The following is a 16,466-nucleotide window of genomic DNA, read 5'->3' as shown; positions in this document are numbered from 1 at the left end:
CCGCCGTGATCGGCGTCGCGCGCCCGATCTGGTCGGAGACACATCCATGATGGTCGCCGATTCGCTGCTGCTGCCGTGTCGTCGCACGTGCAGCGCGGGCGCATCCGCACCACGCTTCGCGCAACATCCGGCGCAGCTGTCCTGCGTGCAGCTGTCTTGCCTCGAACGCCTCCGGCCTGCGGCCATTGGCGCATTCGCAGACAGGCTGGCTGCTGGTGCGGCAGAGCCGCCTGGTCGCCGAGGCCAGGGGCAGAGCAGAGCAAAGCGGAAGGCAAGACAAAAGGGGGCGGCACCTGCTCGCCCGCAACACCAGTCTGCACGTGGGGGAGGAGCGGCACGGCGCGGCTTCGCCGCCGTGCTGTGTGCGACGCGCAACCCGCGCCGATGCCAGCATGCCCGTGTGCTTCACACGCCAGGACTCGCCCTGGCCCGACGAGGGAACAGCCATGACCGACCGGCGTGACGACGATTTCCGCATCCGGCCCAACGCCCCGAAGAATCGTGGCAAGGGCTTTGTCTCCAAGGTGCTCAAGCAGGTCGGCAAGGCCGGTGGCAAGTCGGCTGTGCGCCGCCCGGCACTGGCCAGTGGCAAGGGACAGTACGCCGGTCAGCGGCCCGGCTCGCGCCTGGGGCGTGGGCACACGGCAGCGCGCTTCGCGGGCACCTCCCTTACGCCATTCTCGCGCCGGGTGACCATCAAGACCCTGCTGGTCAACCAGCGCCAGGCCAGCCCACGGTCGCTGGCCAAGCACCTGCGCTACATCGAACGCGACGGCGCCGGCCGCGATGGCGAGCCGGGGAGGGCCTACGGGCCGCAGGCGGACGATGCCGACCTCAGTCCCTTCAGGGAGCGCTGCGTCGGTGACCGGCATCATTTCCGCTTCATCGTCGCGCCGGAGGATGGTGCCGAGCTGGACGATCTGCGCACCTACACCCGACACCTGATGGGGCGCATGGAGGCCGACCTGGGCACGCGCCTGGACTGGGTGGCGGTGGATCACTGGAACACCGACAACCCGCACACCCATATTGTCGTGCGTGGGCGCGACGACACCGGCAAGGACCTCATCATTGCCGGCGACTACATCGCCCATGGCTTCCGCCACCGGGCTGCCGAGCTCGCCACTGAATGGCTGGGGCCGCGCACCGAGCTGGAGATCCAGCGGATCCTGCGGCGTGAGGTGGAGCAGGAGCGCTGGACGAGCCTGGATCGCATGCTGCAACGCGAGGTTGGCGACGATGGCCAGATACATGTCGAACGCCTCAACGAGCCCCGTCTGCAACGCCAGCGCCTGCTGCTGATCGGCCGCCTGCAACGCTTGCAGCGCCTGGGGCTGGCCGACGAGACACAGCCCGGCACCTGGGCCGTCCAAGCGGACGCGGAAAAGACCTTGCGCGCCCTGGGCGAGCGTGGCGACATCATCCGCACCCTGCAGCGCGCCATGGGCGGCCAGCCGCGCGAGCTGGCGGTATTCGAGCCGGGACAGGAGGGGCGTACCGTGATCGGCCGGGTGACCGCCAAAGGGCTGGCCGACGAGTTGCGCGACCGGGGCTACCTAATCATCGACGGCGTGGACGGCAAGGCCCACTACGTCGCGCTTAACGCCCGCGACGAACTAGCGAACTACCCCACAGGCTCGGTGGTGGAGGTGCGTGGCTCGGCCGAGATACGTGCGGCCGACCGCACCATTGTCGCACTGGCGAGCGATGGCCTGTATCGCACCGACCATCATCTGGAAGTTGCTCAGGGCCAGGCAAAGACTGGCCGCGATCCGCAGGAGATCGTGGCGACTCACGTCCGCCGACTGGAAACCCTGCGTCGTGCCGGTATCGTGGAGCGTATGGCTGAAGGGCTGTGGAAGGTGCCGGACGATTTGCCCGAGCGTGGCCGCCAGTACGACGCGCAGCGCCGAGGGGGAGTTGCTGTGGAGCTGAAATCGCACCTGCCGATTGAAAAGCTGGCTCGCATAATTGGCGCCACCTGGCTCGACCAGCAACTGATTGGAAGTGGGCGAGGGCTAGGCGAACTCGGGTTTGCTGGCGAGGTGCGGCAGGCCATTCAGCAGCGTGCGGATTTCTTGGTCGAGCAAGGCCTGGCGGAAAGGCAAGGCCAACGAGTGATACTGGCGCGCAACCTGCTGGCTGCCCTGCGCAATCGGGAGCTGAGCCAAACCGCTCGGGAGATTGCTGCCGAAACCGGGTTGGTGTATCGGCCTTTGCATGAGGGACAGCGAGTTGCTGGCATCTATCGGCGTAGCATCATGCTCGCAAGCGGACGTTACGCGGTGCTCGATGATGGCAAGGGATTCAGCCTGGTTCCTTGGAAGGGAGTGGCTGAGCGCTACTTGGGCCAGTCAGTTTCAGTCACGATAAGCGGGCCGGGAGCGACCTGGGATGTTGATAGAGGCATAGGGCGATAGTTGCACTGATATGAGCGCACAGGCGTGACATAAAGCAGTGCTGCATTTGTACCCGACTTGACTGCGTGCCATCTGTACGCGGGTTCGCCTGGAGTCATTTAGCTCAATGTAAAGATTCATATTCTAGAGAAGCGCTGCCATGGGGGTATTGACGAATACCCCCATGGAGTCATTCCCGCATGAAGCTTTGATTGCGAATCTGCTTCCTCCGAAGGGATACCCCCTTCATGGGAGGAGTTATGGCATTCACAACAAGAAAGGCAAAAAGGCTGCCGCTCATATTGCTACCGCTGGTTTCCCTGGCACAGGTACCCCAGGTGCAAGCCTTGAGCTTTGACGTGGGTGAGATCGAAGGAAATTTCGATAGCACCCTTTCAGTCGGCGCGAGCTGGGCCATGCGTGATCCGGATCGGGACTTCGTCGGAGTCGGCAACGGCGGAACAGCATCGACCCTGTCGTCCGACGACGGTCGCTTGAACTTCAAGAAACGCGATCTGATCTCCAACACCTTCAAGGGCGTTCACGATCTGGAGCTGAAGTACGGCGATAGCGGTGTATTCCTGCGTGGCAAGTACTGGTACGACTTCGAGCTGAAGGATGGTCACCAGCGGCTCTTCGATATTGACGACAGCGGTCGTGCCCGCAGCGCTAAGGCCTCGGGTGCGGAGATTCTCGACGCCTTCGTCTATACCGGCTACGAAATCAACGAGCTGGCCGGCACGGCGCGCCTCGGCAAACAGGTGGTCAGCTGGGGCGAGAACCTCTTCATCCGCGGTGTAAACCAGATCAACCCTATCGATGTGGCCGCCTTCCGCCGCCCCGGTGCGGAGATCAAGGAAGGCTTGATACCGGTCAATATGTTCTATCTCGGCCAAGACCTGGCCGCCAACCTGTCCATGGAGGCTTTCTATCAGCTCGAATGGGACAAGACGGTCGTCGACAACTGCGGCACCTTCTTCTCGGGTACCGATGTGGTGGCCGATGGCTGCAATGATCGCAATCTGATCTTCGGCAGCGACTACAACCCGAACAATGCAGGCAACCTGTTCGTCCCACGCCTTAAGGACCGGGATGCTCGCGATGGTGGGCAGTACGGCGTGGCGCTGCGCTGGTTCGTTCCCCAGTTGAACGACACCGAAATCGGCCTCTATGCCATGAACCTGCATAGCCGGATGCCTGTTTACAGTGTCACAAGCAGTTCGGTGTTGGATGCGACTGATCCGGGCTTCGATCCCAACTTGATCGGCAACTCTCCAAAGGCGGGTTACCTAGTCGAGTACCCCGAGGATATGCGCCTGTATGGTCTTAGTTTCCAGACCACTCTCGGGAGTACCTCGATTAGCGGTGAGTTCAGCTATCGACCAAACATGCCGCTCCAGCTCAATAGCACTGACCTCACATTCGCCGCTCTTGGGCTCGACTCGGTGACCGGCCTTCCGCCGGCCTGGAGCGGGGTAGGGCAGCCAATCAGTCCCTCAGTAATCAATGATGGCCCCTTGCGTCCTGGCGCATACGTGGCTGGCTACAAGCGGATGCCCGTCAGCCAAGTGCAACTGGCCGCGATCCACTTCATCGACCAAGTCGCGGGCGCGGAGCGCATGTCGCTCCTGGGTGAGGTGGCTTACAACCGCATCAATGGCCTGAAGAGTGGGCCAGGAGAACTGCGTTTTGGCCGCGACTCCATTTATGGGTACGGGGAAGTGGGCGTCCCGGGGCTGTGCGAGGGGCTTCTGAATACCGACAACCCCGACAACTGCAATGGACACGGCTTCTATACCAGTGGCTCCTGGGGGTACCGCCTGGCTACCAGTCTGGAATACAGCAACGTCATTGCCGGCATCAACCTCACGCCAGAGATTGCCTGGTCCCACGACGTAGATGGCTACGGCCCTAACTTCAACGAGGGCGCCAAGTCGGTGTACCTGGCGCTCAACGCCAGTTACCTGAACCGCTACAGCGCCACGATTTCCTACACCGATTTCTTCGGTGGCGAGTTCAACCCGACTACTGATCGTGACTATGTCGCAGCCAGCGTCAGTGTCAGCTTCTAACTAGAGGAAAACGCCATGAGAATGTATTTGTGGTTGCCTTTCGCCTGGCTGGTCATGGGCGGTTCCAGCCTGCCAGTGGTCGCGGCTGATTTCACTGGCCTAACCCCCCTGGGTGCCGAGAAGGCTGGCAACAAGGAGGGGACTATTCCCGCATGGACCGGCGGCTTGCCAACCGACGCGGCCAGTGTCGATGGCAAGGGCTTTCTCTCCAACCCTTTCGCCGACGAGAAGCCGCTGTTCGTGATCACCGCACAGAACGCCGAACGATACAGCGAGCACCTCAGCGAGGGGCAGATGGCGATGTTGCGTCGCTATCCGGATACCTATCGCCTGCCCGTGTATCCGACCCACCGCACGCTCGCCTTGCCTGAGCGCCTTTATAAGGCTGCCGCCACCAATGCCGAGGTCACCAGGCTCGGTTCGAACGGACTGAGCATCGAAAACTTCACCACCAGCTACTACCCGTTCCCGCTACCGAAGACGGGTACCGAAGTGATATGGAACCACCAGGCCCGCTATCACGGAGGCAATTTCCGGCGCTGGATCACCCAGGTAACGCCCCAGGTGAATGGCGACTTCACCACCGTGCATTTCGAGGAGGAAATTGTCGAACCGGCTCAGGCTGAGGGCATCGAGCCTGCGCGAGCACAAAACCTGCTGCAACTGTTCAAGCAGAAGGTGACTGCCCCCGCGCGCCTGGCCGGGAACGTGCTGCTGGTGTACGAGACACTCGACCAGTTGAAAGAGCCGCGTCTTGCCTGGGTCTACAACTCTGGCCAGCGCCGAGTCCGGCGAGCCCCGCAGGTGGCGTACGACGGACCGGGTACTGCCTCGGATGGCCTGCGCACCACCGATAACTTCGACATGTTCGGCGGGGCAATGGATCGCTACGACTGGAAGCTGCTGGGTAAGCGTGAGGTTTACATCCCGTACAACAGCTATGAGTTGGACTCTCCTGCGCTCAAGTACGAGCAGGTCATCAAGGCCGGCCATATCAACCAGGATCTGGCGCGCTACGAGCTGCACCGGGTCTGGGTGGTCGAGGCCACTCTCAGGGATGGCCAGCGCAATATCTACGCCAAACGCGTGTTCTACGTCGACGAGGATAGCTGGCAGATCGCCCTGGCCGATCACTTCGACGGGCGGGGACAGCTGTGGCGCGTAGGTGAGGGGCATGCCCAGCAGTACTTCGACCATCAGCATATGGGCTACACCCTCGAAGCTCTCTACGACCTGCAGGCAGGCCGCTATCTGGCGCTGGGCATGAAGAACGAGGAGGCGCGCAGCTTCGAATATGGCTTCAAGGCGCGGATAAGCGACTACACCCCCTCGGCGCTGCGCAAGAGCGGCGTGCGCTGAAATCACTCCATCAGGCCGGAGCACTTCGCTTCGGCCAACCAATCGCAATCAGGCAGGAGAGGCCTAATGAAAGTTTTGTCCATCGGTGGCGGCGGCGGCATGGGAAGAACCACGGCCCGCACCGCACTGGGATTCCCATTTGTCGAGGAGATCGTCCTGGCCGGCATTGACCATGAGCGTGCCGATCGCTTCGCCCGGTCGCTGAATGATCCGCGCATCCGCGCAATCTATCTGGACATCACCGACGAAAACGCTTTGCGTCAGGCGATCCGCCAGTGCGACGTGGTCCTCAACTCCGCCGGCCCATTCTTCCGGTTTGGCCTGCCGGTGCTGCGAGCAGCTATCGCCGAAGGCAAGAACTACTGCGACATCTGCGATGACTGGGAGCCGACCCTGGACATGCTCGCCCTCGACGAGGAGGCGAGGCGCCAGGGCGTCACAGCGGTCATCGGGCTCGGTGCCAGCCCTGGCATCGCCAACCTGCTGGCGGTCAAGGCTGCCGAGCAACTGGACGAAGTGCACGAACTGTACTCGGCCTGGCGCCTGTCCAATGCCCACAACGAGGACGATGGTTTCTTCGACGAGAACGAGGCCAATACCGACGCGGCGGCAGTACATCTGGTGCACTGCCTGAGCGAGAAGATTCCGCTGGTGCGAGACGGTCGAGTCGAGGACCGCTTGCCGCTGGAGCATTGCGGTTTCGACTACCCGGGCGTCGGCAAGCTGGATATCTGGACCATCGGCCACCCCGAGGCCGTCACCCTGCCGCGCCACTACACTGGTCTGCGCAACTGCCTGAACGGCATGCTCGGCGTCGAAACCATCATCGACGACCTGCACCAGCTGGCGGACCATGTGCGCGCCGGCGCGATGAGCCTGGAGCAGGCTGCCGCCCTTCTGACCAGCGATGGTGGCCGTGAGAAACGCCGCCAGCGCCTGCAGGAGCATGAAGGTCCGGACGCGCCGGGCATCCTGGCTTTTGCCGGCGGCCTCAAAGACGGCCGGCCGGCACGGGCTGGCGCGCGCCTGCGGCATGTGCCGAGCGGAGGCATGAGCGCGGTCACCGGCATCCCCCATGCGTTGTTCCTGCCGCTGCTGCATCAGGGAGCCGTGAAGGGATCTGGGGTATTCTCCCCCGAGCAGGCAATCGATGCCGATGCCTTCTTCGCCTTGTTGAATGGCTTCGTCGAAGGGCGGGACTGCGGCCTGACCGTGACATTCGCCCACTGACCCCGGCGACCGGAGGACGAGCAGCATGACCTCGCCAAGCGAAGCATCGAGAAAGCCGGGCTTGATCGTGCGTACTCGCCTGCTGGAACGGCTCGAGCCGGGGCGCTGTCGGCGCATCCGCTTGTTACATGCGCCGGCCGGCTTCGGCAAGAGCGAGCTTGCCCGGCAGCTCGCTGAGCAGGCTCGGCAGCCGTTGCTTTGGTTGGATCTGCATAGTTCGCCGGGTGGGCTCGAGCAATTCTGCAGTCAGCTCGCCGGGGCGCTCGGTCTCGATGCCGAGGCTTCCTTCGGCCAGGTAGAGGAGGCCTTGCAACGGCACGTAAATGCATTCGTCGTGCTGGACGGCTACAGCAACGAGGCAACCACGGACAAATGGCTCGAACGCCTGTTCGAGGCATCCCCGCCAGGTCTTCAGTGGCTGGTTTGCGCACGCTGCCGACCCGCCTGGCGGATTGGTCGCTGGCTGCTGGCCGACGAACTGCTCATCCTGGATGGAGACGACCTGGCGTTTACCGTCGGCGAGACTGAAATGCTGCTGTCGAGGCTGAACATGGCCCGCAGCATTTCCGCCGAGGACCTGCAGCGGCAGAGCGAAGGTTGGATCGCCGGCATTCGCCTGCACCTGCTCTCGTTGCAGTCGGTGGGCCACCATGCGAGCGGCCTATTGCACCGGAACGCGCTGATACAGGACTACCTCGACAGCGAAGTGATGGAGTACCTGTCAGCGGAGATGCTCGACCTCTTGCGCGTCATCGCCCATGCGCCATTCGTCGACGGACCGCTCTGTACCTTCCTCGCCGACGATCCACTGGCTCTGAACCGGCTTCTGGAGCAACAAGTCTTCATGCACCGTCTGCCAGGCTCCGAAGACCGCTTTACGTTGTTTGCTCCGCTCAAGAGGATCCTTCAGGAGCGCTACCCGGACCAAGCTGCTCCTTTGCTTGCCGCCAGCAGTTGGCTGCATCTTGCCGGCGCTCATGTCGAGGCCTTCCGATATGCGCTGGCCATTCCGGACACCTCGCGTGCGCTTGTGTCCATAGGGCGGACTGCCCCGCGCGAGCTGTATATCGGGCAGAACCTGAACTATCTGCTAGAAGGCATCGATCAGCTTGGCCCGGACTGGCTCAAACAACATCCGGAGGCTCTGGAGATCATCGCCAGGTCCCTGTTGATGGGGGGGCGGCTGGATGAGGCCGAGGCCACCATCGAACTGATTGCGGAGCGAGATAGCGACCTGCGCATGGCCCTGAGCGCCGAGCTGTCGCTGCATCAGGGGCAGGCTCAGAAGGCCCGTAGCCTGGGTTTCCAGGCCCTCGATGGGTTGGCGCGAAATGGCCTGTGGGCGCAGATGATCCTCTGCTTCTCATGCCTGACCCGTGCCAGCCTTGCCCTCGGTGACATCGCCACGGCCAGGCATCTGCAGCATCAGGGGATCGAGTTGTCGCGGCGCAAGGGCGAAGTGCTTTTCGAATGCCTGCTTATGCTCGACCAAGCGCAGATCGACGAACTCGCAGGCAATCTGCCCCAGGCCCTTCTGGTTCTTGACCAGATCGACTTGCTGCTGGCCCAGAACCCTAGCTCCGCTCTGCTAAAGGGATGCAAGTCGATCCGGCGCGGCTGGTTGTTGATCCTCACTGGCCAGGAGCACCAAGCACGCCAGACCTTGGAGGATGGGATGTTGCTGGTCCAGGCCTGCCGTAGCCCGGTGAGCGTCTACGGCCATGTCTTGTTGGCTCAACTCGATGCTAACAATGGCGATTTCGCCTCGGCGCAGCAGCGCCTGGTTAATGTGCAGCGCCAGATGCATGCGTGGAATGTCGCCGAAGTCATCTATCGCGGTGTTCTGAGCATGAGCACTGCCAGGGTCTGGCTGCGGAGCAACCATTCCAGCTCGGCAAGCCAGTTACTGTCTCGACTGCGTGAGCAGTATGAAGGCACGCAAGCCCTCACTTCTCCAAGTTCGTTTCCCGAACTGCACGCCCTGTTGGGCTTCCTTCAAGCTGAGGTTCTGTGCTCCAGAGGCTCATTAGGTGATGCAGGTCTTCTACTTGACGCAGTGCTGGAGTGGGCGGAGGGAAACACTTTCGAAGTTCTTGTCTGCCAGGCTCGATACGCCTTGGCGGAGGTCCGCCGCATGAAAGGTGACGTGCTCCAGTCGGAGCGACTTTTCGCCTCTGCAGCGGCGATGGCGGTGCATCAAGGGCAGCGCAATTTACTCACGGGCATTCAATCAGGAGTAGTCGAACCTACATCGGAGAACGATATTGCCGTCATCCCCCAGGGTATGCCGACACAAGAAACGGAATTGCTCAGCCAGCGTGAGTTGGTAGTGCTGGGCTTGATAGCGAAGGGCTATTCCAATAACGAGATCGCCTCAATCCTCTCGCTATCCCTGCATACCGTGAAAACCCACGCCAAGCACATCAACTCGAAGCTTAAAGCCAGCAATCGGACGATGGCGGCAGCTCGAGCCAAAGCCCTTGGCCTGCTCTTGTGACTTTTAAGGAAGCGAAATGCAAAGTACGAACAATCTCCCTTCACGCTACTTCGCTCCTGCCTATGGGCTGGGCAGTTTCGGTCCGGCCATATTTATTCTGACTCCCCAGGTGTTGCTGCTGTTCTTTATGACGGAAACCCTTGGTATCCCCGCCGGTATGGCTGGCGGAGGCTTGCTGATCCCGAAACTCTGGGAGTTGATCAGTGATCCACTGATCGGTCGTTGGTCAGATCGCCTGCAAACCCGCTGGGGGCGCCGTCGACCATTGATGGCTGTAGGTAGCGTGATGTTCCTGGCCACCTTTGCACTGATGTTTTCTCCTCCGAGTTTCAATGACTGGCGGTATTCGCTGGCCTGGGTGATTGCGTTCTATACGCTGACCTCCACCGCCTATTCACTATTCACGGTGCCTTATGCAACCTTGCTAGCCGAAGCTACTGAAGATCCGCATGCCAGAACCAGAGTTGCCGCCTGGCGCAGTGGTTTACTTGCCATTGGTTTCGTTCTCGCAGGAAGCCTGGCGCCTTGGCTTGTGGGGGCGGGGGGAGGGGGCGAGAAGGGCTATGCCCAGATGGGAATCCTCGTAGGGCTGATCGCTTTTGCTGGAATGGCTGGCGCGGTAGTTGGTACCGGCGGTATCCCTGCTCACAGACCTATCGCACATCCGCCAAGAAACATGCTGGCACCGTTCAGCAACAAGGCGTTCACTTGGTTGTGGTTGGGATTCATCGTGCAGATGGTCTCGGTGAGTATCTGCACAGCAATGTTGCCATTTTACGACAAGTATTGGCTGGGGAATAAGGAAAGCACCATCCCCAGCATCTTCGCAGGTATGGCTCTGCTCACGGTTGTTACTACTTGGTGCTGGACTTTACTGTCGAGGCGTATAGGTAAACACCTAGCCTTTATTGTGGCTACAGTGCTCTATGCAGCAGCAACCGCGTCTTTATGGCTCATTATGTACGGTAACGTCGGTTTAGCATTTGCAATCATCCTGTTCGGCATAGCCAATGCTGGCCAACAATTATTTTGCTTCGCGATTGTTCCTGACATTATCGCGCTGCAGCGAGCGAGGACGGGAATTGCCGAGGAAGGTGCTTTCACTGGACTTTGGATATGGGGAGAGAAAGTTGGTTTGGCTATCGGTGCCGGGCTCAGTGGTCTGGTTTTGCAACTAGTCGGGTTTCAGCAGGGCGCGGGTGTCCAGGTGTTGGAGCAGAGTGAGACCGCATTGTATGGGATTCTATTGATGGCCACTTTGCTACCGGCGCTGGTTTGCTTGCTCTCGATACCAGCTTTGCTGTGTTCTGCCAAAGCTATGTCTGGGCTAGGTGGGCGTGATCATTTGTCAAACAAGGCGCAGCAGAGTCCTGGGCTTTCGTCTGGCTGATGTCATCGTTCACTTAGAGTGTCCCGAATTTTATATAGGGGGGTTAGGTAATCGTTATTTGGCGTTGTATGTGAGCTTGGCTGGGTGTCGTGTAGTGACTGTAGTTGGCTTTGGGTATTCTGGTGTTATTCTCGCTGAAGATTTTTTCTTGCTTGTGGCGGGTATGGTGTGCTGGTTGGGTTCATTCTTCGAGAAGTCTTCGGGAGTTATTTGATTTCGCTGCTTTTGGGTTGATGTTTGTGGTCGGATTTTATTAATTTTTTGTCTTATATGACAAGGGAAAGTGTCAAAAGTGGAACTTCGACATCTTCGCTGCTTCCTGGCCGTTGCAGAGGAGTTGCACTTTGCTCGTGCGGCTGAGCGGTTGCATATCGAGCAGTCACCGTTATCGCGTGCGATCAAGGAGCTTGAGGAAGAGCTGGGCACGCAGCTCTTCCTGCGAACCACGCGGAGCACGAGGCTTACGCATGCCGGGCGACTGTTTCTGGAGCATGTGCCGCGCGTATTTACTGCTTTGCAACAGGCGCGCGACAGCGTGAAGGCCGTCGCGAATGGGTACTGCGGCCAACTGAGGGTGGCTCTCTCGGACGGGATCTCTCCCTTGCGCTTCTCTTCGTTTCTGGCGCTATGCCGGCAAGAGGAGCCGGAGGTCGAGATTCGCTTGTTTGAGGTGTCGCTGTCGCAGCAGATCAAGGGACTGCATGACGATCTTTATGACGTGGGGTTCGCCCAGTCGGACGAGGTCGGAGATGGCGTCGTTGCTATTTTGGCCTGGAGCGAGCCACTGGTGGCGGCGGTGCCTGAGCGCCATCCCATCCTGTCCCACAAACGCATTTCGTTGGAAGAACTGCTGCGTTATCCACTGGTGTTATGTGACCCACAGGCGTGTGAAGGCCATGCACGGCAGGTCGAGCGCTTCCTGCGCCAGACCGAAGCCGAGCCCCTGGTCGCGGAGCAGGTGGCCTCCTGCGACCTGATGATGGCGCTTGTCGCGGCTGGTTTCGCCTTGGGTCTGACCGGCGAGTCGTGCATCGCGGCTAGCCGCGAATCGGGTGTCGTGGGTCGCGCATTAAGGGGCTCTCCTCAACTTACGACCTATCTGCTGCGTTCGTCGCGTGAACCATCGGCAACGCTGGCTCGCTTCATCGAGCGGGTACAGACCATCGATTCTTCGGATGACGTCCAGATCGCTAGCCAGACCAATACCAGGGAGGAAATCGAGCCATGAAGAAAATTATGCCGTTTCTCTGTGTCCTGGCCCTTGCGGCCTGCGGTCAGCCTGAAACACCGACGACGTCGGCGTTGCCTACGATTGATGAGCTCGTGGTCGATCCCGCACGACTGAAAGAGCTGCGCCAGCAGTGCAAGCTGGAGCGCGCCCAGCTGGGTGACGAACTGTGCAACCGTGTGGCCGAGGCCACGCGCAAACGGTTCTATGGCGATGGGAAAGTGCCCTACACGCTGCCGAAAGAGCCGCCCAAGCTCTGATCGTGTGTGGGGCCTCCACACACCTTCCATGTTCTCGCCCTACACGCTGCCATGCGCTCGTGCTTGCGGTATTTTCCCTACATCTGCTCTCGCATGAATTGATGCGCTCCGGTTTAGTTTTATCCCGATAAAGATCTTTGACCGGCACTGCCCCGGCACCGAATCTCGACTACGCAGCCAGCATTTTTGCTGTCTTCACTGGAGAGATTGGGAGCCGGGAAATGCAAGGGACGAACGTGCTGTTCGGGCAGATCGCCGCCGTATTTGGCATCGTGATCGCCGGCGTGTGGACCGCCACGCAATGGACAGCCTCCGCCCTGGGTTATCAGGTACGCCTGGGCTCGCCCTGGTTCGACTGCTTCGGCACGCCGGTCTATCACCCCTGGCGGTTGTTCGACTGGTGGTTCTTCTTCGGTGCCTATGCGCCACAGGTCTTCGACATCGGGGGCGCCATTGCAGCCGCCAGTGGCATGGTCGCCGTGGCGGTCGCCATCGCCATGTCGATCAGGCGTTCGCGCCAGTCGCGCCTGGTCACGACCTATGGTTCGGCGCGCTGGGCCGAGGCCGCCGACATCCACAAGGCGGGCCTGGACCAGACAGCGGGGGTTTTCCTTGGCCTGCATGGCGACCAGTACCTGCGCCACGAAGGGCCTGAGCATGTTTTGGCCTTCGCACCGACACGCTCCGGCAAGGGCGTCGGCCTGGTTATCCCCACGCTGCTGAGCTGGCCGGCCTCGGCGGTCATCCACGACATCAAGGGCGAGAACTGGAACCTCACCGCCGGCTGGCGCTCGCGCTGCTCGCATTGCCTGCTGTTCAACCCCACCGACCCGCTGTCGGCTGCCTACAACCCGTTGCTGGAGGTTCGACGCGGCTCGCATGAAGTGCGCGATGTGCAGAACATCGCCGACATCCTGGTCGACCCTGAAGGTGCGCTGGAGCGCCGCAACCATTGGGAAAAGACCAGCCACGCGCTGCTAGTCGGCGCCATCCTGCACGTGCTCTTTGCGGGCGAAGACAAGACGCTGCGCGGCGTCGCCAACTTCCTGAGCGACCCGGCATGCCCATTCGAGGTGACGCTCCACCAGATGATGACGACGCGTCACCTGGGTGACGGGACGCATCCAGTGGTGGCGTCCGCCGCACGCGAAGTGCTCAACAAGTCGGAGAACGAGCGCTCGGGTGTGCTGAGCACCGCCATGTCGTTTCTCGGCCTGTACCGTGATCCCACGGTGGCCGAGGTCACCTCGCGGTGCGACTGGCGCATCGCCGACCTGATCGCCGCCGAGCATCCGGTGTCGCTGTACCTGGTGGTGCCGCCGTCCGATATCAGTCGCACCAAGCCGTTGATTCGGCTCATCTTGAACCAGATCGGGCGGCGGCTCACCGAATCGCTCGACGGTTCTGACGGCATCGAGCGCCGCCACAAGCTACTGCTGATGCTCGACGAGTTCCCTGCATTGGGCAGGCTCGACTTCTTCGAGACGGCGCTTGCCTTCATGGCCGGTTACGGTATCCGCAGCTTTCTCATTGCCCAATCGCTCAACCAGATAGACAAGGCCTACGGGCAGAACCATTCCATCCTCGACAACTGCCATGTGCGTGTGACCTTCGCCACCAACGACGAGCGCACGGCCAAACGCATTTCCGAGACGCTGGGCACCGCGACGGAGCTGCGCGCGCAACGCAACTACGCAGGCCACCGGCTCGCGCCATGGTTGGGGCACCTGATGGTTTCACGTCAGGAAACAGCGCGACCGCTGCTGACGCCTGGAGAGGTGATGCAGCTGCCGCCGGACGAGGCCGTGGTGATGATCTCCAGCGTCGCGCCGATCAGGGCCAGGAAGCTGCGCTACTACACCGACGCCAACTTCAAGCATCGCGTGCTGCCGCCTCCCGTCCTCGTGGCCGGGCGCTACGCCGACGCACCGCCGGCGCGAGCGGACGACTGGAGCGGCCTGGCCATACCGGCTGTGCCGGCACCCTTGGCTTCGGCCCTGGGCGATGAATTGGCCGTCACCGTCGAGGAGGGTGGTCCACGCCACCAGCCCGAGCTGCCCGAGACCGTCGCCTACAGCCCGGAGCGGGCGCCAGCCTGCAGCGACCTGGCGCTGCTCGATGACGATGATCTGCAGCCCGTTCTCTCTCGCCAGCTCGATCCGGCCATACAGCGGGTCGCCCGGCTTGCTTCCCTCGATCCTGACGACGGAATCCAGCTATGAGCCAGTACCGCCTCAACCTGTTCATTCAGCCCGAGCATGCCCGCCGACTGGACGAGCTGGCCGCCAAGAAGGGCGTGTCCAAGTCTTCCATCGTCGCTGCGGCGCTCGCATCGTGGCTGTCGCCGGATGCGGGCGACCAGCGCGAGGCGGTCATCGCCAAGCGGCTGGATCGCCTGTCGCGCCAGTTCGAGCGCCTGGAACGCGACCAGGCCATCGAGATCGAGACGCTGGCACTATTCGTGCGCTACTTCCTGACCGTCAGCACGCCGGTGCCCGAGGCGCACCAGGAAGCGGCCAAGGCCCAGGGCAAGGCGCGCTTCGAGCAATTCGTGGAGCAGCTCGGACGCCACCTGCTGCGTGGGCGCAGCCTGGTACGCGACGTGGTTGAGGAGCTGTACCCGGACAGCCCGCACGCGGATGAGGCGGTGCTGGGCGAAGCGCGGGAGCGTGCCTCATGAGTGCCACGGTGACCTCGCTGGACCGGCGCATCTGCATGCTCCGCACGGCAATGGGGCCGGTGATCGCCGCCGCGCTCGAAGACCCGGACGTGGTCGAGATCATGCTCAACCCCGACCGCACGCTCTGGGTCGATCGCCTGTCGTCAGGGCGCGCACCGCTGGGCGCGGAACTGTCCGAGGAAGACGGCGAGCGCATCATCCGTCTGGTCGCTGCTCACGTCGGCGCGGAAGTGCATCGCGGCCAGCCGTTGCTGACCGCCGAACTACCTGAAACGGGTGAGCGTTTCGAGGGCATCCTGCCGCCGGCGGCGCCGGGGCCGGCCTTCGCGCTTCGCAAGCGCGCCGTGGGTGTCATCCCGCTGGAGAGCTACGTGACCGACGGGATGATGACTGCCGCGCAGGCCGAGTTCCTGCGCGGCGCGGTGCGCGAGCGACAGAACATCCTGATCGCCGGCGGCACCAGCACCGGCAAGACCACGCTGGCCAATGCCTTGCTCGCGGAGATCGCCGCCACCGGCGACCGCGTGCTGGTGCTCGAGGACACCATCGAGCTGCAATGCGCCGCGCGCGACCACGTGCCGCTGCGCACCCGCGCGGGTGTGGTGTCCATGCGCGAGCTGGTGCGCGCCACGATGCGCCTGCGCCCTGACCGCGTGGTGGTTGGTGAGGTGCGCGGCGGCGAGGCGTTGGATCTCATCAAGGTGTGGGGCACTGGCCATCCAGGCGGTATCGCCACTCTCCATGCCGGCTCCGCCCTGGGCGCGCTGCTGCGCCTGGAACAACTGGTGCTCGAAGTGGCGGTGAATCCGCCGCGTGCGCTGATCGCCGAGGCGGTCAACGTGGTGGTCTTCATCGCCGGCCGCGGCCGCAAGCGCCGCATCGAGAGCATCGCCCGCGTAACCGGCTTCGACGAGGCGGGCTACCGCCTGGCGGAAGTGCCGGGAGAGCCGCTCGCCGATCAGCTCACGCCCTTTTTCCTGTCCCCGACCACGCCTGGAGAACTGCCATGACGCCGACACGCGCCCCTGCTTTCCGCTTTTCCGTAAATCCGGTTCCGGTCCTCGCACGCCTGCATCGCCTGGCCGCTCCCGTGCGGAGTGGCCTGCTGCTGGCCGCCGTCATGCTGATGACGGCCGGCACGGCGAGGGCCGCCGGCTCTTCGATGCCCTGGGAAGGTCCGCTCGAATCCATCCTCGAGTCGATCCAGGGGCCGGTCGCGCGCATCGTGGCGGTGATCATCATCATCGCCACGGGGCTCGCGCTGGCGTTCGGCGACACCTCGGGCGGCTTTCGCAAGCTGATCCAGATCGTGTTCGGCTTGAGCATCGCCTTCGCCGCGTCCTCGTTCTTC

General features: G+C 62.2%; 12 protein-coding genes. All 12 read left to right on the top strand.

Features of this window, described 5'->3' with window-relative positions:
• The first annotated feature begins 446 nt into the window (after positions 1 to 446).
• Positions 447 to 2,420, top strand: a complete 1,974-nt coding sequence (locus HMPREF3014_RS28515; protein ID WP_023087061.1) for a relaxase/mobilization nuclease and DUF3363 domain-containing protein — start codon at positions 447 to 449, stop codon at positions 2,418 to 2,420.
• Positions 2,421 to 2,659: 239 nt separating this feature from the next.
• Positions 2,660 to 4,471 carry a DUF1302 domain-containing protein gene (locus HMPREF3014_RS28510; protein WP_023087062.1) on the top strand — a complete coding sequence of 604 codons (1,812 nt, stop codon included), beginning with the start codon at positions 2,660 to 2,662 and terminating at the stop codon, positions 4,469 to 4,471.
• A 54-nt stretch (positions 4,472 to 4,525) separates the two neighbouring features.
• A complete protein-coding gene (locus HMPREF3014_RS28505) occupies positions 4,526 to 5,830 on the top strand; it encodes a DUF1329 domain-containing protein (RefSeq protein ID WP_044305142.1) in 1,305 nt (434 codons plus the stop codon).
• 66 nt (positions 5,831 to 5,896) lie between these two features.
• Positions 5,897 to 7,060, top strand: a complete 1,164-nt coding sequence (locus tag HMPREF3014_RS28500) for a saccharopine dehydrogenase family protein (protein WP_023087064.1) — start codon at positions 5,897 to 5,899, stop codon at positions 7,058 to 7,060.
• 25 nt (positions 7,061 to 7,085) lie between these two features.
• The gene (locus HMPREF3014_RS28495) at positions 7,086 to 9,557 is read left to right on the top strand and encodes a LuxR C-terminal-related transcriptional regulator (protein WP_023087065.1); all 2,472 of its coding nucleotides are present in this window, start codon (positions 7,086 to 7,088) and stop codon (positions 9,555 to 9,557) included.
• A gap of 16 nt (positions 9,558 to 9,573) precedes the next feature.
• Positions 9,574 to 10,947 carry an MFS transporter gene (locus HMPREF3014_RS28490; protein WP_023087066.1) on the top strand — a complete coding sequence of 458 codons (1,374 nt, stop codon included), beginning with the start codon at positions 9,574 to 9,576 and terminating at the stop codon, positions 10,945 to 10,947.
• A 292-nt stretch (positions 10,948 to 11,239) separates the two neighbouring features.
• On the top strand, positions 11,240 to 12,175 hold the full coding sequence (locus tag HMPREF3014_RS28485) for a LysR family transcriptional regulator (RefSeq protein ID WP_023087067.1): 936 nt from the start codon (positions 11,240 to 11,242) through the stop codon (positions 12,173 to 12,175).
• Entirely contained in the window at positions 12,172 to 12,435 is a 264-nt protein-coding gene (locus HMPREF3014_RS28480) for an EexN family lipoprotein (RefSeq protein ID WP_023087068.1), read from the top strand. The genes HMPREF3014_RS28485 and HMPREF3014_RS28480 overlap by 4 nt, the downstream gene beginning before the upstream one ends.
• A 221-nt stretch (positions 12,436 to 12,656) precedes the next feature.
• Positions 12,657 to 14,657, top strand: a complete 2,001-nt coding sequence (locus HMPREF3014_RS28475; protein ID WP_023087069.1) for a conjugal transfer protein TraG — start codon at positions 12,657 to 12,659, stop codon at positions 14,655 to 14,657.
• Positions 14,654 to 15,115, top strand: a complete 462-nt coding sequence (locus HMPREF3014_RS28470) for a ribbon-helix-helix protein, CopG family (protein ID WP_023087070.1) — start codon at positions 14,654 to 14,656, stop codon at positions 15,113 to 15,115. The genes HMPREF3014_RS28475 and HMPREF3014_RS28470 overlap by 4 nt, the downstream gene beginning before the upstream one ends.
• Positions 15,112 to 16,125: a P-type conjugative transfer ATPase TrbB gene (gene trbB / locus HMPREF3014_RS28465; protein ID WP_023087071.1), complete on the top strand. Its 1,014-nt coding sequence runs from the start codon at positions 15,112 to 15,114 to the stop codon at positions 16,123 to 16,125. Before HMPREF3014_RS28470 ends, trbB begins: the two co-directional genes overlap by 4 nt.
• A partial coding sequence (locus tag HMPREF3014_RS28460; RefSeq protein ID WP_070734541.1) for a TrbC/VirB2 family type IV secretion system protein occupies positions 16,122 to 16,466 on the top strand: 345 nt, incomplete at its 3' end. The genes trbB and HMPREF3014_RS28460, both read left to right, overlap by 4 nt.

Source organism: Pseudomonas sp. HMSC065H01, from assembly GCF_001815235.1.
Taxonomy (GTDB): Bacteria; Pseudomonadota; Gammaproteobacteria; order Pseudomonadales; family Pseudomonadaceae; genus Pseudomonas; species Pseudomonas aeruginosa.
The sequence above is the reverse complement of the archived record's forward strand: the minus strand, read 5'-3'. Positions and strand labels throughout refer to the sequence as shown.